Annotated in this window: 21 protein-coding genes; 10 read left to right on the forward strand and 11 right to left on the reverse strand. The window is 64.4% G+C overall.

Annotated elements, in window-relative coordinates:
* Positions 1 to 74 precede the first annotated feature (74 nt).
* Positions 75 to 701, reverse strand: a complete 627-nt coding sequence (locus LWC34_RS56715) for a pyridoxamine 5'-phosphate oxidase family protein (protein ID WP_308199993.1) — start codon at positions 699 to 701, stop codon at positions 75 to 77.
* On the opposite strand from LWC34_RS56715, the gene LWC34_RS08490 reads away from it, so the two are divergent.
* Complete coding sequence (locus tag LWC34_RS08490) at positions 685 to 1,608, forward strand: glycosyltransferase family protein (RefSeq protein WP_233724446.1); 924 nt, start codon at positions 685 to 687, stop codon at positions 1,606 to 1,608. The two genes, LWC34_RS56715 and LWC34_RS08490, sit on opposite strands and share 17 nt — an antisense overlap.
* On the forward strand, positions 1,574 to 2,215 hold the full coding sequence (locus LWC34_RS08495; RefSeq protein ID WP_233724447.1) for a response regulator: 642 nt from the start codon (positions 1,574 to 1,576) through the stop codon (positions 2,213 to 2,215). The genes LWC34_RS08490 and LWC34_RS08495 overlap by 35 nt, the downstream gene beginning before the upstream one ends.
* Here LWC34_RS08495 and LWC34_RS08500 read toward each other — a convergent pair whose 3' ends face one another.
* On the reverse strand, positions 2,216 to 3,376 hold the full coding sequence (locus tag LWC34_RS08500) for a GAF domain-containing sensor histidine kinase (RefSeq protein ID WP_233724448.1): 1,161 nt from the start codon (positions 3,374 to 3,376) through the stop codon (positions 2,216 to 2,218).
* An 81-nt stretch (positions 3,377 to 3,457) separates the two neighbouring features.
* Here LWC34_RS08500 and LWC34_RS08505 point away from each other — a divergent pair, with 81 nt between their 5' ends.
* Together LWC34_RS08505 and LWC34_RS08510 are read left to right on the forward strand one after the other, a co-directional pair.
* Positions 3,458 to 3,607 carry a hypothetical protein gene (locus tag LWC34_RS08505; protein WP_233724449.1) on the forward strand — a complete coding sequence of 50 codons (150 nt, stop codon included), beginning with the start codon at positions 3,458 to 3,460 and terminating at the stop codon, positions 3,605 to 3,607.
* A gap of 58 nt (positions 3,608 to 3,665) precedes the next feature.
* On the forward strand, positions 3,666 to 4,124 hold the full coding sequence (locus LWC34_RS08510; protein ID WP_233724450.1) for a DUF305 domain-containing protein: 459 nt from the start codon (positions 3,666 to 3,668) through the stop codon (positions 4,122 to 4,124).
* 302 nt (positions 4,125 to 4,426) lie between these two features.
* On the opposite strand, the gene LWC34_RS08515 is transcribed toward LWC34_RS08510, so the two are convergent.
* The gene (locus LWC34_RS08515) at positions 4,427 to 6,160 is read right to left on the reverse strand and encodes a DUF2264 domain-containing protein (protein ID WP_233724451.1); all 1,734 of its coding nucleotides are present in this window, start codon (positions 6,158 to 6,160) and stop codon (positions 4,427 to 4,429) included.
* Between the two features lie 239 nt (positions 6,161 to 6,399).
* Here LWC34_RS08515 and LWC34_RS08520 point away from each other — a divergent pair, with 239 nt between their 5' ends.
* Both LWC34_RS08520 and LWC34_RS08525 read left to right on the forward strand, forming a co-directional pair.
* Positions 6,400 to 7,716: an ISL3 family transposase gene (locus tag LWC34_RS08520; protein WP_233724452.1), complete on the forward strand. Its 1,317-nt coding sequence runs from the start codon at positions 6,400 to 6,402 to the stop codon at positions 7,714 to 7,716.
* A gap of 107 nt (positions 7,717 to 7,823) precedes the next feature.
* Entirely contained in the window at positions 7,824 to 8,444 is a 621-nt protein-coding gene (locus tag LWC34_RS08525) for a hypothetical protein (protein WP_233724453.1), read from the forward strand.
* A gap of 5 nt (positions 8,445 to 8,449) precedes the next feature.
* On the opposite strand, the gene LWC34_RS08530 is transcribed toward LWC34_RS08525, so the two are convergent.
* The 4 genes from LWC34_RS08530 to LWC34_RS08545 all read right to left on the reverse strand — a co-directional run bounded on the left by LWC34_RS08530 (position 8,450) and on the right by LWC34_RS08545 (position 12,106).
* Positions 8,450 to 9,040, reverse strand: coding sequence for a LacI family DNA-binding transcriptional regulator (locus LWC34_RS08530; protein WP_284051530.1), 591 nt, complete (start codon positions 9,038 to 9,040; stop codon positions 8,450 to 8,452).
* 73 nt (positions 9,041 to 9,113) lie between these two features.
* Positions 9,114 to 9,920: a carbohydrate ABC transporter permease gene (locus tag LWC34_RS08535; RefSeq protein ID WP_233724455.1), complete on the reverse strand. Its 807-nt coding sequence runs from the start codon at positions 9,918 to 9,920 to the stop codon at positions 9,114 to 9,116.
* Positions 9,920 to 10,834 (reverse strand): carbohydrate ABC transporter permease, encoded by a 915-nt coding sequence (locus LWC34_RS08540; RefSeq protein WP_233724456.1) that lies wholly within the window; start codon positions 10,832 to 10,834, stop codon positions 9,920 to 9,922. Before LWC34_RS08540 ends, LWC34_RS08535 begins: the two co-directional genes overlap by 1 nt.
* Positions 10,835 to 12,106 (reverse strand): ABC transporter substrate-binding protein, encoded by a 1,272-nt coding sequence (locus tag LWC34_RS08545; protein WP_233724457.1) that lies wholly within the window; start codon positions 12,104 to 12,106, stop codon positions 10,835 to 10,837.
* Positions 12,107 to 12,419: 313 nt separating this feature from the next.
* Here LWC34_RS08545 and LWC34_RS08550 point away from each other — a divergent pair, with 313 nt between their 5' ends.
* Complete coding sequence (locus LWC34_RS08550) at positions 12,420 to 13,514, forward strand: IS630 family transposase (protein ID WP_233724458.1); 1,095 nt, start codon at positions 12,420 to 12,422, stop codon at positions 13,512 to 13,514.
* Between the two features lie 22 nt (positions 13,515 to 13,536).
* On the opposite strand, the gene LWC34_RS08555 is transcribed toward LWC34_RS08550, so the two are convergent.
* Together LWC34_RS08555 and LWC34_RS08560 are read right to left on the reverse strand one after the other, a co-directional pair.
* The gene (locus LWC34_RS08555) at positions 13,537 to 13,920 is read right to left on the reverse strand and encodes a hypothetical protein (protein ID WP_233724459.1); all 384 of its coding nucleotides are present in this window, start codon (positions 13,918 to 13,920) and stop codon (positions 13,537 to 13,539) included.
* An 8-nt stretch (positions 13,921 to 13,928) separates the two neighbouring features.
* Positions 13,929 to 14,324 (reverse strand): hypothetical protein, encoded by a 396-nt coding sequence (locus LWC34_RS08560; RefSeq protein ID WP_233724460.1) that lies wholly within the window; start codon positions 14,322 to 14,324, stop codon positions 13,929 to 13,931.
* Positions 14,325 to 14,392: 68 nt separating this feature from the next.
* Here LWC34_RS08560 and LWC34_RS08565 point away from each other — a divergent pair, with 68 nt between their 5' ends.
* Both LWC34_RS08565 and LWC34_RS08570 read left to right on the forward strand, forming a co-directional pair.
* A complete protein-coding gene (locus LWC34_RS08565) occupies positions 14,393 to 15,574 on the forward strand; it encodes an MFS transporter (RefSeq protein WP_233724461.1) in 1,182 nt (393 codons plus the stop codon).
* A gap of 204 nt (positions 15,575 to 15,778) precedes the next feature.
* Positions 15,779 to 17,077, forward strand: coding sequence for a GGDEF domain-containing protein (locus tag LWC34_RS08570; protein WP_233724462.1), 1,299 nt, complete (start codon positions 15,779 to 15,781; stop codon positions 17,075 to 17,077).
* Here LWC34_RS08570 and LWC34_RS08575 read toward each other — a convergent pair.
* A complete protein-coding gene (locus LWC34_RS08575; protein ID WP_233724463.1) occupies positions 17,016 to 17,408 on the reverse strand; it encodes a winged helix-turn-helix transcriptional regulator in 393 nt (130 codons plus the stop codon). The genes LWC34_RS08570 and LWC34_RS08575 overlap by 62 nt on opposite strands.
* A 214-nt stretch (positions 17,409 to 17,622) precedes the next feature.
* Positions 17,623 to 19,806: a BTAD domain-containing putative transcriptional regulator gene (locus LWC34_RS08580; RefSeq protein ID WP_233724464.1), complete on the reverse strand. Its 2,184-nt coding sequence runs from the start codon at positions 19,804 to 19,806 to the stop codon at positions 17,623 to 17,625.
* 206 nt (positions 19,807 to 20,012) lie between these two features.
* On the opposite strand from LWC34_RS08580, the gene LWC34_RS08585 reads away from it, so the two are divergent.
* On the forward strand, positions 20,013 to 22,784 hold the full coding sequence (locus LWC34_RS08585) for an AfsR/SARP family transcriptional regulator (RefSeq protein ID WP_233724465.1): 2,772 nt from the start codon (positions 20,013 to 20,015) through the stop codon (positions 22,782 to 22,784).
* Positions 22,785 to 22,855 lie beyond the last annotated feature (71 nt).

Raw genomic sequence — 22,855 nt, forward strand, 5'->3', positions numbered from 1 at the left:
TCATGAGCCGGGATCGGGGTCCGGCAGACACGGCCTCAGGCCCTCGTGAGTGTCTGCCGGGGCCTGGCGGACACTCACGTGGGCAGCCTCCGGCCGGAGACTATCTCTACTGAGATACGTAGGTAGCAGTCTTCCGCATCTTGGGTCCACGCCCGTAACCCCAGTTGCTTGACCGCGTCCAGTTCTGTCGGGTCGGTGACTTTCACCGCGTGTCCGATTGCGACAACACTCCATCCACTCCGGACACCGGTGTCCTTGAACTCGTCCGCCTCGAACGCGACGACCTTTCCAGTGGCCGCGTGCGCGAGCCGGCTGTGCGCGGACGTCCGGATGATCACCGTCTGCTCAAGCAGTGTGAAAGTGACCGGCTGCACGGCGGGCAGGGCGCGGTCGGTGTACACAACCCTTCCTACAGGGACTTTTGCCAACAAACGGAAGCACTCCTGCCCCGAGAGCAGTTCCAGTCCCGCGGAGTCCACGATGACCCACCCCCAATTCCTTCTTCCCAATGCCCGAACCGGCTGAGCGTCCGCACTGTCGCTGCGGACGCCCAACCTGGACGAGGAGCCGGCTTGGCACGATCTTGCCTGTTCACCGGCTGCGGCAACCGAGTCGAAAGTCCCTAATCTCCTAGAGGACATCGCCTCAGGCGCACCGGCCAGGTGGACCGCCACGATGAAGGCCATGACCCTGATCGCCATCGCACTGCTGCTTGCGTGGCCCCTGTACAACGTCTTCCTCGCGTTCTTCGCTTGGCGGGCACCACGCCCAAGACAGCCCGAACACACCACCGGCTTGCATTTCTGGATCGTCATTCCAGCGTCGCGGGAACTGGCACTGGATTCGCCGGAATATCCGGTAAGAACCCTTGTCGCCGAGGACGGGCTCAACGCCGCGTACCAGCTAATCCGGGACACCGCTTTCGAGCAGGGCATTGAGCGGCGAACCGTGATCGGCGTGCTCGACGGGCAGCCGGAACCTGGCCTGATCGCGGAAGTCGCGCGTTACTTCGGCGGGCGCAACGTCGGCGCGGTGCAATGCCGGGTCCGGATTCATGCACAGACCAGCCTGCTCGGGTTTCTGCAAAATCTGGAATTCGCGGTGGTCGGTGACTCGTCGCAACGGATGCGTGACCTCATCGGCAGTGTCGAACTGGGGGAGAACGGCCAGTTCGTACGACTGGACGCGCTGGCCAGACTGGGTGACCGGCCCTGGTCAGGGTCGCTTGAGCACCGGCTTTATCAGGCCGGAATGAGCATCCGCTACGCCACTGACGCGGTGATCAGTCAGGACGCACCACCCGTGCGACTCGGGAAATGGGCGCCCGCTGTGATTAGCGGTGCTCTGGTCGCGGTCACGCTGCTGACCGGAACGTATGTGTGGCTCGCTGCGCTGTTGGTCCCCGGATTGATCTGGGGCTTGGTCCATCGCGTGCGGTTCGGTGACTCGTCGTGGTGGCGGACGCTTGTTGTCAGCGTGTTGTATCCGATTTATCTGGGACTTCGCCGCAGATCCCCCACTTGTGTGACAAACGTAGTTCCGTCGGCCCAGCCTCGGCTACTACCGTGGGCGGGTGGCAATCCGGGTCTTTCTGCTCGACGACCATGAAGTAGTCCGCAAGGGCGTGGCGGCCCTGCTCGGCACCAATCCGGATATCACCGTGGTCGGCGAGGCATCGACCGCGGCGGAAGCGCTGGCCATGGTGCCCGCGCTCCGACCGGACGTCGCGGTGCTCGACGTCCGCCTGCCCGACGGCGACGGCGTCCAGGTCTGCCGTGACCTGCGTGCGGACATGCCTGACCTGAAGTGCCTGATGCTGACGTCGTACTCGGATGACGAGGCTCTGTTCGAGTCTGTGATGGCTGGGGCCGCGGGGTACGTGCTCAAGGAGGTTCGTGGGGGCGACCTCGTGCGGGCCATCCGGACGGTGGCCCAGGGCGGGTCGCTGCTTGATTCCACGGCGACCACTCAGGTGCTGATGCGGTTGCGGAAGGGACCGACCGACAAGCTGGCCGAGCTGACTGAGCAGGAGCGCAGGGTGCTTGAGCTGATCGGTGAGGGAATGACGAACCGGCAGATCGCCGAGCGCCTGTTCCTTGCCGAGAAGACGGTCAAGAACTACGTGTCGAATCTGCTGGCCAAGCTCGGCATGCGACGCCGGACCCAGGCGGCTGTGCTGGCAACGGAGCTCCGGCAGAACCGTCGCAGGCCCTGATCACTTCAGCGGAACGCGCCAATGCAGGACCGTCCCCGGTTCCGCTGGCGTGAGCGAGAACGTTCCACCCAGCCTTCGCGCGCGGACAGCCATGTTGCTCAGGCCGCTGCGCCGCCCGCCTTTCGGGATCCCGATGCCGTTGTCGGTCACGCGTAGGGACAGCTCGTCACCAGCCGTGACCTCGATGGCGACCATCGTCGCCTGGGCATGTCTGGCCACATTGGACAACGCTTCCCGCAGCACCGGCAGCATCTGCTCGCCCGCGTCGCTGGACACCGACGTGTCCACCGGGCCACGGAAACGGACCGAGGCCTTGAAGCCCAGGGTGTGCTCCGCAGCCTCGACAGCCTCAAGGACCAGCGATCGCAGGCTCTCGGCGGGCGCGTGCTGCAGGGCGAAGACGGTCGTGCGGATCTCCTGGATCGTCAGGTCAAGGTCGTCGACGGCCTGACGGATCCGGTCGGTGGCGTCCGCCGGGTCGGTCGGGATCACCGCGGCCGCGGCCTCCAACGCCATCCCGGTCGCGAAGATCCGTTGGATCACCAGATCGTGCAGGTCCCTGGCGATCCGGTCCCGGTCTTCGAGCACCACGAGCCGCTGCTGATCCGCGCGGGCGGCGGCGTACTGCAGCGCCAGGGCAGCGTGCGCGGCGAAGTTCTCCAGCAGGTCCAGGTCGGACTGCCCGAACAGCGGCTCGTCCCGCAGACGGCAGAGCAACAGCACGCCGAGAACGTCTTCACCAGCTTTCAGCGGGACGATCGCCGCCGAGCCGAGGCCTTTCAGGTCCGATGGCGCCACGGAACCGCTGTCACCCTGGAAGGTCGCGGCGGCGTCGCCGTAGTTGTCGATCAGCAGTGGTTCACCCGAGGCGAAGACGAGCCCGGACGCCGTGCCCTCGATGGTGATCGACGTCCCGGTGAGGTGTTCGGCGCCTTCGACCACGTGGAAGACCAGGGTGCCTGGGTGCGCGTCGTCGGCGACCGCGATCGCGGCCAGTGGCGCGCCCGCGACCTTGCGTGCGTGCGACGTGATCAGTTCAAGGTCAGATCCGTTGCCTGCCAACAGGGCAGCAGTGATCTCATTGGACGCACGCAGCCACGCCTCCCTACGCCGCGACTCGTCGAGCAGCCGGGCGTACTCGTGCGGTGTCTTCTGGCCCACGCACACAGAGTAATTGGACTCTGTCGGATGCACCCCATTCGGACGAGAGTTATGGCTTGTGTTCGAGGAGGGAGCAGAGAAATGTTGCTGGCAATCAAGTTGGGATCGTTGGTACGTCTGGTGGCGACTGTTCTGGTGGTGTCTTTCATTCTGTTCGCGATGCTGAGCCACAACGGCGCGACGCAGACGCCGATACCGCCACCGGATCCCGCGCCGACCAAACAGGCATGAACCGCACGCGTGTCCGGGCCGTGTCTCGGGTTTGCGTGTCCTCCTCATTGTTGTTGGCTTGCTGCTGACAGGTTGCGCGGCTGAGCCAGTCGATCACAATTCGACGGACGTGCTTTTCACCCATCGGATGATCGCGCACAACGCACAGTCGGTGGAAGCGGCGAGACTCGTCCAGGGGCGGACAGTCAATGCCAGAATCATCAAACTGGCCACCCAGATCGAGCAAAGCGCATTCAATCCGCAACTGGCCGAATGGGCTCGGCAATGGGGCGCGGCGCCAGATCTCGGCTCGGTGCCCGGCGAGATCGGCGATCTGGGTGAGCTGACAGGGCTGTCGGGACACGGGTTCACCAGTCGCTGGCTTGACACGATGATCGTGCACCACCGCGGCGCGATCACCATGGCGGAGAACGAACTCAGCCACGGCATGAACCCGGCTGCCCGGGCGTACGCCCAGCAGGTGCTGGACTCCCGGCAGCCGAGGTTGCCCGAGATGCAAGGAATGACCGGCGGTTAGACCGGCGGGCCTTCTGGTGGCTTGTGTCGTAGGTTGCCGCGTTTGTTCGGCGGAGCCGGTCTCCGCTGGCCAGGATCGATCTGAGGTGGTCCGAGTGACTGCGGATGAGGCATTTCCTCGGCGGGAGGACCGCCTCCTGCGTCGTTTAGCGCTGGTCACGCCCGCGACTGTTCGCGAGGGCCGAGTTACTTGCGTTGAACGCCGTCAAGGTGACCTTCACGGCATCAACGTGGTGACGATTGATCACCCATTATGGACAGACCGGAAGCCCGGTTACATGGTCGACGACTTGAGACGAGCCACTAGACGACTTCGATGCCTTCCTCGCCGAACGTGATCCTCGTTGTTGTGTTGAACCAGTGGACTTCCAGGCTGTTTCCGGTGATTATGGTGCCGGTTTCCGGGAGTTGTTCTCGCTCCTCGCTGAGGACGGCAAGGGCCGCGAAGATGGCGGTGCCTTCAACTTCGGCTGTCAGCCTCGGGATTGTCACCCATGGCGTGTACGCGGTTCCTTGGGGTGCGCGGACTTCGTCCTTTCCGGTCCAGCCGTGGACTGGGACGAGCTGGGAGTGCAGTTCTGTGGCCCAGCCGGTTTCCTCGACCCGGGTTCCATGGGGTGCCTTGTGGACTCGGTGCACGCGTAGCTCGTAACGGCCGTGGGCGATAGTGATGCTTTCGACCTTGAGCCCAGGGAACATGGGCGGGCCGCTGGGAAAAGCGGGCCGATGCCAGGACGCGGCCCAGTTGTCAGCGGCATGGATGGGATGGATGCGCCTGCGGACACTCCTGTTGCCGTTGATCACGACCGCGAAGTGGTTGTCCGCGACATTGGTCTTGGCGGTCGGCCCGGTTTTCGTGGAGTACGCGAGTCGCCCGTAATGTGGGTCATCGTCTGCGGCGAATTCACCCTCGTGCGGCTTGATGTGATCGCTGCCGTGGTTGTGCAGCCTTGCGATCCCGTCAGCCACTTGGATCAGGAACCCCGGCGCCGGGACAGCCAAGGTTTTCTCTTCTATGGACTCTTCCTGTGCCGTCCACAGTGGATGGTCTTCTTGGGCAAGGAGACAAACGAACGCCTTGGACGCCCAGTACGGCGAGGCAGGGCCCGAGTAGTTCTGCAGCGTGGGCTCATGCGGTCCGTGCCACCCGAGGCTGAGCAGACCGTCATCGGTCAGGGAGTTGTTGTTGAGGAAGTAGTCCAGCGAGCGGTTGATCAGCCCTTGAGACTGACCGGGAGACAGGGGAGTGTGGCCGGTGACCGCGCCAAGGGCGACAGCTGACGCAGCCGCGAACCTGTAGGTGAGGGACCGTCCGAAGTGGATCGGTGCACCATCCGAACCGAACAGCAGGGAGAAGCTTTCCAGGTGCTCCTTGAGCCTTTGCCCGTGCGGAGTTTCCTTGTTGCCCAGATAGGCGTCGAGCACGGGGTAGAGGTGCAGCGCCCAGCCGTTGTAGTGGTCGAAGGCCCGGCCGTCGCCGTCGGAGTACCAGCCTTGGCCTCGGTACCAGCTTTCGAGCAGGTCCAGGGCGCGCTCTCGGGCGCGGTTCGTGACCTCGTCGCCTCGGCCCACATCTTCCAGAAAACCCGCGACCGTGAAGGGGAAGAGATACCAGTTGTTCGGCGCGGGGACGTTCGTCAGCGCATCCCGCAGCCAGGCCTCTGCCTGGTCCTGGGTGCTGTCGTCGAGCTTGTCCCAGAGCCACGGCCGAGTCAGCCGGAGCCCAAGGGCGACCGAGGCAGACTCGACCATCGGCTGCCCGAAGACATCGTGGCCTTGGATCTTCGGCCAAGCTCCGGCCGCACCGGCTTGCAGTCCTTCCGCGTAGCGGTCCAGCCAGCGGTCTTCCTGCGTGCCTGCGGCCCGGAAGGCCGCGGCGAGGAACGTCCGGGCATAGCCTTCGAGCCCGTCCGACTGCACCCCGCTCTTGGACGGCCGCCCCGGCAGGTCAAGCAGGGCGCTGTCCGGTGTCGCCCACCGCCAAGCCGCCTCAAGCAGCCGGTCAGCGGTCGAGATCCAGTGCTCACGGGTGCTCATCTGGAAAGTCAACCCTTCACTCGGTGTACCGGCATTCTGTCATGAAAAACCCAGGTATTCGGCTGGTACGAAAAGATGGACATTCGACATCTTTTCGGTCTCCGAGGCATACAGGCTCTTCGAACTTGGCCGGGGTTTGACTGGGTCGTGAGGTTTCTGCCCAGTGTGAGGGCCCGTGGCTCTGTGCGTGATCATTTCTGTTGTCTACGCAGGAAGATCACGACAGAAGAGCCACGGGCATGGTTAACGATACGACCCGTCTGCTGGGCCTGGCCGGCCTGGTTGTCGTTCGGGTCGATGAAGCAGCACACGGTGGGCCGGTGGTCCATCTGGTCACCGCAGACGAGCAGGCCCGTGCTTGCCCGGGATGCGGCGTGACAGCGACCAGGATCAAGGAGTGGGTGACCACACAGCCGAGGGATCTGCCGGTGGTTGGCAGACAGGTCGATCTGCGGTGGCGCAAACGTCGCTGGCACTGTGACCAGCAGGACTGCGGCAGGAAGACGTTCACCGAGGCGGTCGAGCAGGTTCCGGCGCGGGCCCGGGTGACCGGTCGGTTGCGGCGGGCGGCCGGTGCGGCGGTGGCCGATGGTGGGCGCACGATCGTGCAGTCCGCTCGGGATCACGGCTTGTCCTGGCCGGTGGTGTCGGCCGCGTTCACCGCCCACGCCGCCGCGGTGCTGCCGGACAGGCCAGACCCGGTGGCGGTGCTGGGGATCGACGAGATCCGCCGGGGCCGTCCGCAGTGGACCTGGAACGACGACCAGCAGTGCTGGGAGGTCACAGTGGATCGGTGGCATGTCGGGTTCGTGGACCTCGCGGGCGGGCAGGGCCTGCTCGGGCAGGTCGAGGGCCGCACCAGCGTGGCCGTGCGGGACTGGATCACCCAGTGGGACCAGGCCTGGCGCCAGGGCATCCGGGTCGTGGCGATCGACATGTGCACCGTCTTCGCCGCCGCGGTCCGCGCCGTGTTACCACAGGCCAGGCTGGTCGTGGACCACTTCCATCTCGTGCAGTTGGCCAACCAGGCCCTCACCGAGGTCCGTCGCCGGGTCACCCTGCAGGTGCGGGGCCGGCGAGGCCGCAAAGGCAACCGGGAGTGGGAACTGCGCAACCGGCTGACCCGCTCGGCCGCCCGGATACACGAGAAACACCTCGACCCGATGATCGACGACCTGCGGGCACTCCCGACGGGGATCGGCACACCGATCCTGACCGCGTGGAACGCCAAGGAAGACCTGCTCGACCTGCTCGACCTGGCGCGCACCCACCCGGACCGGGCCGTGATCTGGCCCCGGCTGTCGCGGTTCTACGAGCGGTGCGCCACAGCCGGCCTGCCCGAACTGGAGCGACTGGCCAGCACGGTCTCGGCCTGGTGGCCCGAAATCCTCGCCTTCCTCGACACCGGCATCACCAATGCAGGATCCGAGGGCACCAACCGGGTCATCAAAACCGTCGCCCGCGACGCCTACGGCTTCCGTAACCCGGTCAGTCAACGTCTGCGCACCCGCTGCGCCACCACCCGCAAAGGCCGAGGATGCCTCAACCCCGCATAACTTCGAAGAGCCGGCATACACCGGTAACACCGTTGGTGTCGCTGGAGACACCAACGGGCAGATGGTGGAAACGTCCCAAGCGGTTTGTCAAGCCGGAGGTGCAGACAATGCGCGCGATGGTTCTGTTTGCTGTGCCCATAATTGCGGCAGGGATGGTTGCCGGTTGTGGAAACAACACGGCGAATCCGCAACCACCGGACATCAACGCGGTGCACTCCTCCGGCCTCGCGACCCCGCCCAGTTCAACGACCACCGCGCCAACGAAGAGCTCGCCAGTGACCTCGGCCCGCGGCAACATCAAGAAGACGGTCGGTGAGGTGGCAGCGCTGTGCACTGACACCAACTGCACCGACCTCTCGGTGACCTTCACTCTCGACAAGATCGAGGTGAATCCGAAGTGCACCGACAAATACTCGGCGGACGCCAAGCCTGAGAACGGCCACTTTGTCGTGTTGTCGTTCACGATGAAGACAACGGACAAATTTTCCGGCCACGCCCAATACTTTTCGCTGAACCCCTTTGAGTTCTCGATCGTCGGTCCGGATGGCATCACGATCCAGAACACGTCAAGTTCTCAGTGTATGGCTATGTCCGAGATGCTGCCATTGGGAAACTACTCCCCGTCGTCGCAGTACATCGGCAAAGTCGTCCTGGACACCAAGCATGCCCACGGGGTGGTCGTGTTCAAGCAAGGTTGGATGGATGGCGGCTGGGAGTGGGAATACTGACCCACTCACGCCGAGTCTCGGATGATCAACTCCGTCGGCAGGATGCGCGACGTGGGTTCGTCGCCGTTGATAAGACGGACGAGCATGCGGGTCATCTCCCGGCCGAGGGCTTCGTTGGGTTGGCGGACCGTGGTGAGCGCGGGCTGCGTGTGCTGGGCGGTGACGATGTCGTTGAAGCCGACAACGGCGACGTCCTCCGGCACGGCAAGCCCGCGGGAACGCAACTCCGTCAAAGCCCCTGCCGCCATCGCATCCGAAGCGACGAACACCGCGTCCAGATCCGGGTACGAGTCCAGCAGTGAGCCCATCGCCGAAACCCCGCTGGCCTCGCTGAAGTCCCCATGGGCGACCCGGTTGTCGGCCAAGCCAGCCAGGGCCATCGCCTCGCGATAGCCCAGATACCGGCTCACGCCCACATGCATGTCCAGCGCGCCAGTAATCGTGGCGATCCGGTGGCGGCCGGTAGAGATCAGATACTCGACGGCCTGCCGAGCCTCGCCGCGGTTGTCAGCATCGACGTAAAACGGCGGAGTCTGATCCAAGGAGCGGCCGCCGTGGACAACCGGGACCCCGCCCTCAGCGGCGATCTTCGACAGTGGGTCCCTGTCGACACGCCGGCCCGTCGGGCGACTTCGTCAAGGGTGGGTCTCACCTGCTCAACACTATCCTTCATGCTTTCACCGCCCCCTCCATGATGCCGCCGATGATCTGCTTGCCGAAGGCGAGGAACACCAGGAACAGTGGGACGATCGCGATCAGCGCACCGGTGAACATCAACGTGTAGTCGGTGTAGTACTGCGTCGAGAGCTGGGCCAAGGAGAACTGCACGGTCGGGTTGTCGGCTTCCAGCACCGCCAACGGCCACAGGAATTCGTTCCACGTACCCATGAATGTGAACAGCCCAAGTACCGCCGCGCCTGGTCGAAGTGCTGGCAGCACGACTGTGCAGAAGATCCGGAACGTCGAGCAGCCGTCGACCTTGGCTGCTTCGATCAGTTCGTCGGGCACGGCACGTTGGGCGTACTGGCGCATCAGGAACACACCGAACGCGGACACCAGAAACGGCACGATCACCGCTTCGAGCCTGTTCTGCCAGCCTAGTTCGACCATGATCATGTACAGCGGGATGATGCCCATCTGCACCGGGATCATCATCGTCGCCAGGATGATCATCAGCAGCACGTTCTGACCGCGGAACCGCAGTTTGGCGAACGCGAACCCGGCCAGCGAGCTGAAGAACACCACCGCGACCGTCACGATCACCGACACGATCGCCGAATTGACCAGGCCGAGCAGGAAGTTGGCGTCTGGTGCGGTGAACAGCCTGGTCACGTTCTCGCCGAAGTGCGGGCCAGGCAGCAAGGGCGGCGGCCAGTCGCCGACGATGTCGTTGGAACGCGTGGCCACCACGAACAACCAGTACAGCGGGAACGCCGACAAGGCGATCGCCACGACCAACGTCAGGTAGACGAGCATCAGCGCCCCCTGCGCGTGATCAGGAAGTTCACCGTCGCCAGCAGGGTGATCAGCAGGAAGAGCATCCACGCGATCGCCGAGCCGTAACCGAGGTCGAAGTCGCGGAACGCCTTCTCGAACATGTACATCGCGACCGTCTGGAACTGCCGCAGGCTGCCGCCGGAGATCGCGAAACCGCCCTGCCCGAAGATCAGCGGCTCGGTGAACAGCTGCATTCCGCCGATCATCGACACAATCACGGTGAACACGATCGCCGGGCGGATCATCGGCACGGTGATGCTGAAGAACTGCCGCACCTTCGACGCGCCGTCCACGGTCGCGGCTTCGTAGAGTTCACGCGGCACGGACTGCATCGCGGCCAGGTAGATCAGCGCGTTGTAGCCGGTCCAGCGCCAGTTGACCATGGTCGCGATCGCGGTCCACGAGGACCATTTGTCCGCGCGCCAGTCGATCGCGTCGATGTTCACCAGGCTGAGCAGGCCGTTCGCCATTCCGGCGTCGCGGTCGAAGATCTGGCTGAACACGATTCCGACCGCGGCGACCGACGTGACGATCGGCAGCAGCACACCCATCCGCAGGAACGTCAGACCGCGCAGTTTCTGGTTGAGCAGACTGGCCAGGATCAATGCCAGCAACAGCTGCGGAACCGTGGCCAGCAGCAGGATCCCGAGGGTGTTGACGACCGCGTTCCAGAAATCCGGGTCGCCGAACAGCGTGACGTAGTTCTGCAGCCCGACGAACCCGTTGCTGCCGCCGAGATCCCAGTCGTGCAGCGAGACCCACGCGGTGTAGCCGAGCGGGAACAGGCCGAAGATCAGGAAGATGATGAAGAAGGGCGCGACGAACAGGTAGGGCGACGCGGTGGCGTCCAGTTTGGATAGACGCCACCCGCGTCGCTGTTCCGTATCGGCCACCTACTTGACCAAGCGCTTGGCGTCGTCGACGGCCTTGGCCCATGCCGCATCCGGGGTGAGCTTGCCTTGCTCGACCGCGGTCAAGGCGTTGCCAACCCGGTCACCGATCGGGTTGTTGTCCGGTCCCAAGTAGACCGGCCGCAGCGCTTTCACGCTCTCGCCGAAGATCTTGCCGACCGGCGCGTTGCTGAAGTAGGCGTTGGTGAAGTTCTGCACCGCCGGGTCATCGATGGCCTGCGGCGAGGACGGGAAGTTGTTCTTGGCCTTGAACGCTGCGATCTGGCTCTGCGGGCTGGTCAGGAACTTCACCAACTCGGCGGCCTGGTTCTGGTTCTTGCTCTGGGCAGGCACAGCGAGGAACGAACCTCCGCGCACCGCGCCGTTGCCAGGAACCCTTGCCACGTCCCACTTTCCGGCGTTCTCCGGCCCGGACTGCTGCTCGATGGTCGCCAGCATCCACGATGGGCACGGGATGGTGGCGAACTTTCCGGTCTTGAACCCGGCGTTCCACTGTGGACTGAACTGGTCGACGTTCGCCGACAGTCCGGCTTTGATCATTTCCATCGTCTTGTCCCATGTGGCCTTCACGCCGGGATTGGTGTCGATGACGAGTTTGTTGTTGCGGTCGTAATACGTGTGATCGCCTTGCTGCAGCATCATGTTCAAGAACGGGCTGCCGGACGAGTCGTAGAACTGTGAACCGGTGTTCGCGGCGATCAACCGTTTGCCGGTGGCCAGGTAGGCGTCCCAGGTCGGCCAGAGTTTGCCGACTTCATCCCGGTTCGTCGGCAGACCGGCTTTGGCGAACAGGTCTGTGCGGTAACACATTCCCTGCGCGCCGACGTCTGTGCCGAGGCCGACCAGCCTGTCGCCGTTGGGAGTGCTGGCCTGCTGCCACTTCCAGTCGAGGAAGTTGCCGCGCAGCTGTGCGGCGCCGTGGTCGAGCAGGTTGACGAACTGGTCCGGTTTGGCCATGAACTGGGTCAGAATGCCCTCTTCCAGGGCAACAACGTCACCGGCACCCGAACCGGTCGCCATCCACTGCTGGAGCTTGGGCAAGTAGTCGCCAAGTTTGCCGATGTTCTCCTGTTTGATGGTGACGTCCGGATGCGTGGCCTCGTACTGCTGGTAGAGCTGCTCATAGCCGAACTCGCCGAACGTCTTGACGACAAGCGTGGTCTTGCCGGAGCCCGGCTCGGCTGTCGATCCGCCGCTGCAGGCGGTCAGCACCACAATGGACGCCGCCAGTAGCGACCCGAGTCGAACGGCCATGATCAATCCTCCAGCTCGTTGGCGGTAACAGGCTGGCTCACGACGATGTGAAACACCTTCACCTGTAGCGATATCGCGGCATGTGTCAGCGTGATCGATCTTGATCTGAGTCAGATGTGACGCGCAGGCTGAACGGTATCGCTGTGTCGAGGCATGAGGCAACTTCACGCGATTGACACGATCCGGTCAATGTGGCTGTTTCTGTACACAGTGGACTTCGACGGGCCGGGTGCCTGCCCGCTCAGGTCGCCTAGTGTCGTGTGATTCTGTTTGCTTTACATTGGTGTGACTGGTGATGGTGTTGGCTGTTGGCATGGAGTTGACAGCCGACGAGCGGGCCGAGTTGCGGGCGCTGGTGAACAGTCCGGACGTAGCGGCGACGGTCGCGACGCGGGCGCGGATCTTGATGTGGTCGGCGGAAGGGCGGGCGAAGAAGGAAATCGCGGAGCTGGCTGGTGTGTCGAGGCCGACGGTGGATCTGTGGCTGTCACGCTACGCGGCAGACGGTGTGGGCGGGTTGCTGGACCGGCCGCGCGGGGCCGGGCGGGAGCAGGTTCCGGTGCGGGTGCGGGCGCGGATCCTGGCGGCCAGCCGCACAAGCCCACCCATCGAGACCGGGTTGTCGCACTGGTCGAGCCGGGAGATGGCCGCGTGGATCACCCGCGTCGAAGGGGTGTCGGTCTCGCATCACTATGTGGCGAAGCTGTGGCGCGACAACGGGTTGCGGCCGCATCGACAGGGCACGTTCAAGCTCAGCAAGGACCCGGAGTTCGCCGACAAGGTAGCCGACATCGTTGGTCTGTACCTGGACCCGCCGGGCGGCGCGGTCGTTCTCAGCGTCGATGAGAAGACCCAGATCCAGGCGCTGGACCGGACCCAGCCGCTGCTGCCGATCACCTTCGACGCCAGCGAGCAACGCACCCATGACTACCGCCGGCACGGCATCACGAACCTGTTCGCCGCACTCGACGTGGCCACCGGCGAGGTCTACGGCGAATGCCACCCGGTCCGCGACGGCGCGAACTTCCTGGCCTTCCTCAAGAAAGCCGTGAAACCGCACGCGGGCAAGAACGTCCATGTGGTGCTGGACAACTTGTCCATCCACGGCACGCCCGAGGTGATGGCCTGGCTGGAGGCCAACCCGCATGTGCGGTTCCACCACACCCCGAAAGGCTCGTCGTGGATCAACCAGATCGAGATCTGGTTCGGCATCATCACCCGCCAGGCCATCCGCCGCGGCACCTTCACGTCGGTCAAAGTCCTCATCGGACAGATCCGTGACTACATCAACCACTGGAACGCCAAGGCCAAGCCCTTCATCTGGACCGCCACCGCCGAGGAGATCCTGGCCAAGGTCCGCGTCGTCCAAGCCAGTGTCAAGAAGCTGCTCAACAACAACGCGAAGTAAAGCCAACAGAATTACAAGACAACTAGTGGCCTTCTTCAACGTGAAAGGTGCCGTGCTTCCAAGACACTTGGTACGTGCCGCCGGTCGGCCAGTCCGACGAGACCCGGCGACGAGCGTGCCCGAGCTTGCCGAGTTCTCGTATGACAAGGTCAGCCTCGAGGAAGTACTTCACCTCGATGGGGGTGACGGGCACGATGTCGAAGTACTGTGCGTCGTCACCCCCTTGCCAGTCAACGAACTCCGTGAAGATGGCGATGAACTCCTGGCCGCATTCTGGGCACTTGCGCACCGAGACGCCGAAGTGCGAGTCGGAGACGATCCGTTGTGTCGTCTCAAGGTTCTTGGTGCAGTACTCCATCACGGTCTCGGCGTCCTCGCCGTAGCACTGCGCGCACCCGAATTCCATGCCGAATCCTAGCGGGTTTCGGGGAGGGTGACGGCACCTTTGAACCATTGGTAGGTCTCGCTTTGCCGGTCGACTTGTCGTTCGTGGTAGAGCCACCGGCGGGGCGAAAGGTCTTCGATGTCCGCGCGCAGGATTCGTGAGTCTGCAAGAGACGCGGCTTCGGCCCGAGTGATGGGCACGAGGGTGTCGTACTCGGCGTCGTGGCTGCCTTCCCAGTTGATTTCCTCGAGGTAGACGACCACATAGTCCTGTCCACAGGACTCGCATTGCCGCAGGTGCACAACCTCGGTCGGCCAGCCGAGCGTGAGCGTTCGCAGCACGGCCGCCTTCTGCAGGCACCGTGGCATCACCACACCCGCGTCCTCAGTCTCCGCACCGAAACACTCGGCGCACCCGAAGTCCATGCAGGCCACTGTAGATGTAGACCAAAGTTACTGCATGTGCTCGATTCGCCACTGTAAGCTGCGAGGTTGTGCGCGGTGACAGCGGGGTCCGGCTGACGGCTGTCCTGTGCGTGCGCGAGTTCCGGGGCTTGTGGCTCGCGGAACTGTTGTCAGTCGGTGGAGATCAGCTCGCACGGGTCGCCGTCGCGGTCCTCGTCTACCGGGAAACAGAGTCGGCGACGTGGACAACGCTCAGCTACGCCATGACGTTCCTGCCGAACCTCCTGGGCAGCGTGTTCCTGGCAAGTCTTGCCGATCGGTTCAAAAAGCGGGAACTGATCGTCGCGACGGACCTGTGCAGGGGAGTGCTCGCCGCGGCAATGGCAATTCCAGGATTGCCCTTACCGGTTCTCGGCGTCCTCATCGCGTTGCTGTCGTTCGCGGGAGGGCCGTTCAAAGCCGCCCAACTGTCCCTGATGTACCAAGTGCTCGGCAGGCAGTACGTCCAAGGGCTCTCGGTCCGTTCAATTTCCACGCAACTGGCCCAGCTCATCGGGTTCGCGGCCGGGGGAGCGGTGCTCACCCTCGTCAGCCCGTACGCGGTACTCGGATTCAACGCGGTCACCTTCGTGATCGCGGCAGCCTTGGTGCGGTTGACAGTGCACAGTCGCCCCGGCACGAACCACAGGAGAAGCACCAGCGGTGTCGTGCAACTGATCTGGCGGGATCCGAGGCTTCGCGGCCTGATCGCGTTGGCCTGGATGGTCGGACTCTTCGTGGTGCCGGAAGGGTTGGCCGCGCCGTACGCCGGCGAACTCGCGGCAGGCCTCGCTGCCGTCGGATTTCTGATGGCCGCCGACCCCGCGGGCAGCATCATCGGCGCATGGCTGTCCGCTCGAATGACCGAGCGGGCGCGGGAACGCATGCTCGTTCCGTTCGCGATTCTCGCCGGGGTTCCCCTCATCCTCTGCGTTCTGCAACCCGGGGTCTTGATTTCCGTGTTGCTGTGGGGGATTTCCGGTGTCGCTTCGACCGCGTACCTCATCGAAACCCAGGCCGCTTTTGTCAAACGGGTCCCCGAGTATTGCCGGGGAACCGCCGTGGGCTTGGGCAGTGCGGGTGTCCAGGCATCGCAGGGTGTCGCGATCGCGTTGGGCGGTGTTGTCGCCGACGCTCTCAGTCCGAGTGCGGCCGTCGCGTTGGCCGGCCTCAGTGGCGCGGGAATTGCCGTCCTTGTCGGTATGTCGTGGCTTCGCGCCCGCCAGGGGTGATCTCGGATTCTGTCCTCGCGACGATGGGTGTCTGGCGAGCGCGAGGCACACGTCGGTGCTCACCAGTCCTTTCCGCGCATCTCTGTCACCTCCCTTCTGCAGCTAGTACGGTTTGTGTCCGGGCAGTTACACTGTTCGATCGGCGGGAGGTGAGAAGAAGTTGTGACTATGTTCCGCTTTCGAGGCCGACGACACAAAGGGCTCGTGAACCCCGCGAGCTGGCCGGTGTGGTCGCTCCCGCGTCATCTTCTCTGCTATGTCCTCGCTGTCGACGCGTTCGCGGTCATCATCACGGCTGTTTTGCTGATCACCAACCCGCCCGCGGCGCGCGATCTTGTGATGGCTGCGGCGATCATTGGCCTTGGCCTGGTGAACGCCGAGATATCCCGGCATGTCGAGCGTATGCGCCGGAGGTTTTCCGACACTCCGCACGTCAATCTCACCTCGATCTGGACCGTCGCGGCCGCTTTGGTTCTCTCACCCGGATTCGCGGCCGCGGTTGTCGCGGTCCTGTATCTGCACTTGTGGATTCGCAGCTGGTATCGCGTACGTGGCGTACACGCCTATCGACTGACGTTCAGCGCGGCCACGATTGTTCTCGCCTGCCACGCGGCCACCGGAATCCAGCAGCTGCTCGGACCGGAAACCCTCGTCAAAGCGGTATTCCCCGGAGCGCTGTGGGGTATTCCCCTTGCCATCGCCGCGTTCTCGGCGGTGAACACCGGGCTGATCGCCGGTGCCATCGCGTTGTCCGAGCGGACGCTGAAACCGGTGCGGATTCTGGGGAGCTGGCACGCCAACGCGTTGGAATTCGCGACCATCTGCCTTGGCGCCCTCGCGGCGATCCTGCTGGCGTGGAAACCGTTGCTGGTCGCGTTGTTCATCCCCGCGCTGCACGTATTGCACCGCAGCTTGCTGATTCGCCAGTTCGAGCAGGCCGCGGCGACGGACCCGAAGACCGGCTTGCTCAATGCGGCCGCGTGGCACACCGTCATCACGAAGGAGTACGAGCGAGCCAAGCGCGAAGGCGCCACGCTTGGCGTCCTGATGATCGACCTCGACCACTTCAAGCAGGTCAACGACGGTTACGGCCACTTCGCGGGCGACGAAGTCCTCGAAGCGGTCGCCCACGCACTACGCGCCGAGACCCGCCGTTACGACGTGGTCGGCCGGTTCGGCGGCGAGGAGTTCGTGGTCGGCCTGCCCGAGGTCGAAGACAAGGAACTCGTCGAGATCGGCGAACGCATCTGCGAGCGGGTCAGGAAACTGCGGGTCACGGTCAACGACAACGAAGTGGTCGACGGCCTGACCGTGTCCATCGGCGCTGCCGCATATCCAGCGACCAGGGGCGGCCTGGATCAGCTGCTGCTGGCGGCCGACCTTGCCGCGTTCGGTGCCAAGGACGCGGGCCGTGACCGGGTCGTGGTGAGCAGGCCGCAGGCTAAGGGGCGCGGCGCTGCCGCGCGGAGGAAAGTTCAGCCTGGTGGTCCTGAGCCCATTTGATCAATGGGCGGACCGATCTGAGCAGCGAACTGCCCATCGTGGTCAGTTCGTAGTACACCGGCTGGAACAAGGCGTCCGGTGTGTTCTGCCGTTGCACAATGCCGTCCCGTTGCAGCCTCGACAACGTTTCCGTGAGCACTTTCCTTGTCAACGGCCGGACATGGTTGACCCAACCGGACCGTTCCTCGACGGCATTGATCGCATTCAGCAGATCGGTGAAGTTCAGTGGTCCGGGCGCCAATGACGCGAGTACGGCAGGCACCCATTGGCCGTTGAGCACAGCCATCGCGTCAAGCAGGCTTTGCCGATACGGGACATTTTCGCCTGCCATCGCGCACCCCCTTCGACGGGAGCCCTAGCGTACCTCCGAATGAGTGAACATCGCCGAGTTACCTCAAGGTGTCACCGGCACTCACCTTGCGGTAACACGACGCCACCGGGGTAGGAACGAATTGGGCGAGGGCAAGGGGGGGGGCACAGCGGCCATGACTCGATCTCCAGCGCCGGAGACCATCCGCGCATGTGGCGTTCCGGCGGATCTGGAGTCATGGCCGCTTCCGCGTGACGAACGGATGTGTCCCTTCCCGGATAATGTGGGTGAAGCGGTGCATCGGGATCGATGCAAATGAATTGGGCTGGGTTGTTGTGGGTGTTTTCGGCACCCGTGCGCCGGCAAGCACACTGGCGGCCCGTGATCGGGCGGCCCGGTAGAAATCAATCAGGTTCTCCTGGCCCTGGTTTTCCCTGCCCGCTTTCTGCCTCGCATAGGCGCGCAACAGATCGTGGAACCGGAATCGTCCGTTGACGTCCTGGTCGAGCAGATGCGCGTCGACCAGTTCGGCGAGCAGCGTGCTGGCTTTCTCGCGGGAGGTGTTCAGCAGCACCGCGGCCGCGTACACATCCAGGGTGTTTCCGGGCAGAAAGCCGAGCAACCGGAACAGCCGGGCGCCTTCGTCGGACAACTTGTTGTAGGACCAGGAGAACACCGGGCCGATCGAAGCGTACGGATCGTCGCCCGCGTCCAGCAGGCGCAGCCGGTGCTGTTCGTCCGCGAGCTCCTCGGCCAGATCGGCGAGTTCGAGATCGGGCTTGCGCGCCGCCAGGTCCGCGACCAGCCGAATCGCCAGCGGCAGGTGGCCGCACTGCTTGATCAGCACGTCAGCGGCCCGCGGCGCGGTGGCGACACGCTGGCCGATCAGGGTCGTCATCAGCGCACGGGACTCGGCCAGGTTCAGCACCCCCACGTCGATCAGTCGCGCGCCATCGCGAACCGCGAGGCCACGCAGGGACTCGCGACTCGTGATCACCACGAACGCCTCGGACGTGCCCGGCAGCAACGGCCGTACGACATTGGCGGCGCGCGCGTTGTCCAGGATCATCAGCAACCGACGGTCCGCGACCATCGTGCGGAACATCGCCGAACGCTCACTGACATCACGCGGTATGGAGTGAGTCTCCACACCCAGCGCACGCAGGAACGCGGCGAGCGCGTCGGCGGGATCGACCGGCTCGTCAGGGTCGTAGCCACGCAGGTTGACGTACAACTGGCCGTCGGGGAAGTGGTGCTTGTTCTGGTGCGCCCAATGCAGGGCCAATGCCGTCTTGCCGACACCGCCGGTGCCCGCGATCGCGGCGATCACCATCGCGGCCGAATTTCCGCTGCGGACCTCGGCCAACAACGAATCCAGCGCCGCGAGCTGGCTCCTGCGGCCGGAGAAACCGACCACGTCGGCAGGCAGCTGTGCGGGCACGAGCCGGTTCGCCTTGGCCGGAACGTCCTGGCGTAGCACGCGTTCGTGCGCACTGCGCAGCTCGGCGCTGGGGTCGACGCCGAGCTCACTGCCCAGCAACTGCCGTGCGCCCGAGTAGAGGCTGATCGCGTCGGCCTGCCTGCCCGCGGCGGCCATGGCGAGCATGACCCGTGCCAGCAAGCCCTCGTGCATCGGCGCTTCGACGATCAACGCCTGCAACCGGCGGATGACCTCGTCCTGGCGCTTTGGCTCGACAACCGCGTCCGCATATGCCATTGCCGCGCTTATCCGGCGTTCTTGCGCCGAGACCGCGGCCGGATGCAACCGCAACCGGTCCGGCAGATCCGCGAGCAATGGGCCGCGCCACTGGTCCAATGCGGCCGCGAGATTCTCCGGCTTTTCACCTTGTTGGACCAACGCGTCGAATGTCGCGATATCCAGTTCTTGCGCACCAAGGGCCAACCGGTAGCCGCTTGGCGCCGTGACGATTGCGTTGTGCCCATGGGAACCGCCATTCCCGAGCGCTTTCCGCAGCCGGGTGACGTACGTGTGGATGAGGTTCTGCCAGGTCGCCGGTGGTTTGGTGCCCCAGAGCAGCTCCACGATCTCGTGCTGGGAAACGGTGATGCCGTAGCGCAGAGCCAGCAATCCGAGCAGGCATCGCTGCTTTTCCGCGCCCAGTTCCTGAACCTCACCTGCCAGCCGGACGACCAATGGCCCGAGCACACTCACTCGAATGGCCGAGTCCGAGCATGAGCACGCGATCGCCGGGTCAATCCCCAACGCGCTGATCACGCGGTCGATCGACTTGGACTGGGTGTCGGGAAGCTTGCCTTGTTCGATTTTGCCGATGGTCCGGACACTCAGCTCGGCGAGCTCGGCCAAATCGCGTTGGGTCAATCCCAACTCCACGCGTCGTCGCCGAACCGCCACCCCCAATGCCGTGCCAGCCATCTCGAACTCCCCCGCCTGTCGCACACCAGCATGGCAACCATGCCAGAAAACGCGACAAAGATACCGATCTTGTCCCGAAGATGCCGATAACTGCTGGTCCAAGGCTCGTGACCTGCGGATATCGAGTACAGGTCCAGTCCAGTCGCGGTGGTTATCCTGCAGTGGCAATGGGACGGGAGTGCAATGCGGTATGTGCGTCGGGCGGGTTTGGACCCGGTTTATCCCGAAGTGTGGACAGTGAACGCGGCGTGATGGGGCCGGAAACCGATATCCAGGTCCTTGGGCCATGGGAGATCCGGCGTGACGGCGAGGTCGTGGCGATCCCGCCGGGGCAGTTGCGTGTCCTGCTGGCCGCGTTGGTCGTCTCGGCCAACCACCCAGTCACCACGGACACGCTGGCCGAACGACTGTGGCCCGACGAGCAGCCTGGCAACGCTCGCGGGTCCTTGCACACCTATGTAGGCCGTCTCCGGCAGCTACTTGGCCGCAACGTCATCGAGCGCGTCTCCGCCGGTCGCTACCAGCTTGGCGTCAAGTCTGACCGGGTCGACGTCTATCGGTTCCGCGAGCTGCTGCGCCAGTCCCGTGCGCAGGTGGACTCGAAGCAGGAACTGGCACTTCTTTGTGAGGCGCTGCGGCTGTGGCGCGGCAGGCCGTTCTCCGACGTGGCCTCGTCCTGGGTCGATCGGGATGTCGTGCCGCGGCTGACCGAGGAGTGGTTCGCCGCGACCGAGCGGCGGATCGACATCGAGATGGACGTCCGGCAGCCCGAGTCGATCATCGCCGAACTGCACGAGCTGACTGATCAATATCCAACCCGCGAATCGCTGTGGGTCCGGCTGATCTCGGCCCTGCACCGGGCTGGCAGGCGAGAAGACGCGCTGGTCGCGTACGCCCAGGTGTTCCGGATTCTCAGCGACGAGTTCGGCATCGATCCTGGCGCCGAACTACAGCGGCTGCGGCGTGAGATCCTGCAGGGAAACCGGATGACGCTGCCTTGGTCGCCAGCGCCGCGTCAGCTCCCGCACGACATCGCCAAGTTCACCGGCAGGCAGGAAGAGCTCACCAAGCTCGACGCGCTGCTGACGAACCTCGACGGCGCGCCGATCATCGTCTCGATCGACGGCGCCCCAGGGATGGGCAAGACCGCGCTGGCTCTGCACTGGGCGCATCGGGTGGCTGACAAGTACTCCGACGTCCAGCTCTACCTCAACCTGCGCGGCTATGGCCCGGGTGAGCCGATCCGGCCGAACGCGGCGACTGAGGCGCTGTTGCGTGAGCTCGGGGTGCCTGGCGAAGCCATTCCGTCCGATGTGGACGAGCGGTCGGCGTTGCTGCGCAGCAAACTGTCCGACCGGCGCCCGTTGATCCTGCTGGACAACGCGCGGGACGCCGGTCAGGTGCGGCCGTTGCTGCCGGGGTCATCAGCGCTGGTGATCGTCACGAGCCGGAACCAGTTGCGTGGGCTGTCGGTGCGGGACGGCGCCCATCGCGTGACGCTGAACCCGATGGCGCACCGGCAGGCCATCGACCTGCTGTCGTCGGCCATCGGGCCGCACCGCGTGGCCGAGGAGCCCACAGCGGCCGCACGGCTGGTCAAGTTGTGTGACTATTTGCCTTTGGCACTGGCGATTGTGGCTGAACGCGCCCATCGCACCGATTCGTTGGCCGACGTCGTGCTGGCGCTGGAGGACGAGAAAGCGCGGCTGGACAATCTCGGCAGCGGTGATGGTGATCCGCATACGGATCTACGTGCGGCGCTGTCGTGGTCCTATCGCGCCTTGCGTAAGTCGGCTGCGTTGATGTTCCGCAAGCTCGGTTTGTTGCCTGCCAACGACATTGGGCTTGACACGGCCGCTGCGTTGAGTGGATTGCCGCGTGGGCAGGCGAAGGACGCGCTCGACCAACTGATCGCGACCAACCTGCTGGAGCAGCCGCAGCCGGGACGCTATCAGATGCACGACCTGATTCGCTTGTATGCGACCAACTTGGTGATGACCTACGAGTTGCAGGCCGAGCGGGAAGAGGCGGTCGAGCGCGTGCTCGACTGGTACCTGCACGCAGCCGTAGCTGCGGACAAAGTCATGGTCCCGCACCGCAACCGCGACTTCGTGGCGCCGTACAAGGCTCGGATCCCGCCGCCGGTCTTCGTCGATGCCCAGGAAGCGGCCGCTTGGTTTAATGAGGAGTACGAGTCCCTGCGTTCGGTCACCGCGTGGGCCGTGGCCAACGGGTGGGACGGTCATGCGTGGCGGATCGCGTTGGCGTTGACGACCTTGTTCGACAGCGTGGTGCCGTGGCGCGAGGGCCTCAGGTTCTTCCAGTCCGCATTGGACAGCGCAAGGGCCGCGGGCGAGCGGGTGGGCGAGGCGTACTTGCTCAATTCAGTCGGCTGTATCCACCTGGACAAGGAGGAGTACCACCGGGCGAAGTCCTACTTCGAACGGTCACTTGCTCGATTCCGTGAGCTGGACATCGATCGCGGCTTGGGCATGACGCTCGGGAACTTGTCGATCACCCATGCGAAGCTCGGCGATGGCGAGAGCGCTCGTGACTACGCGAAGACCGCGTTGAAGCTGTCCGAGGATCTCGACTATCCCCGTGGTATCACACAGAACCTGGACAACCTCGGCATCGGGCTGACGATGTCCGGCGACTACGCCGGGGCGGTCGAATGCCATCTTCAGGCGCACGAACGCTTCCAGCGCACCGGCGATGTGACGATCGAGGCGTTCAACCAGCACAATCTTGGCCTGGCGTACGCACGTCTTGGTAATGTCCCACAAGCGATCCGGGCCTTCCATACCTCGATCTCCTTGCACCGCACCACCGCCAACCGTCGCTGGGAAGCCGCGACCATGGTCGACCTTGGGGTCGCGCTCAACGACGCTGGGCACTCCCGGATCGCCCGTGGCGTACTGAAGTCGGCCATGGGCATCATGTCCGAGCTGGCGGACCCACGGGCCACGGACATCGAAGCGCGGCTCGCCACAATGGTCTAGCAACCCCGGGCATGATCGAGCGTCCTCTTGGGAAGCCGGATTTGCCGGCGCATTCTCGAGGGAGTCGAGAA

This window comes from Kibdelosporangium philippinense, from assembly GCF_021390435.2.
Classification (GTDB): Bacteria; Actinomycetota; Actinomycetes; order Mycobacteriales; family Pseudonocardiaceae; genus Kibdelosporangium; species Kibdelosporangium philippinense.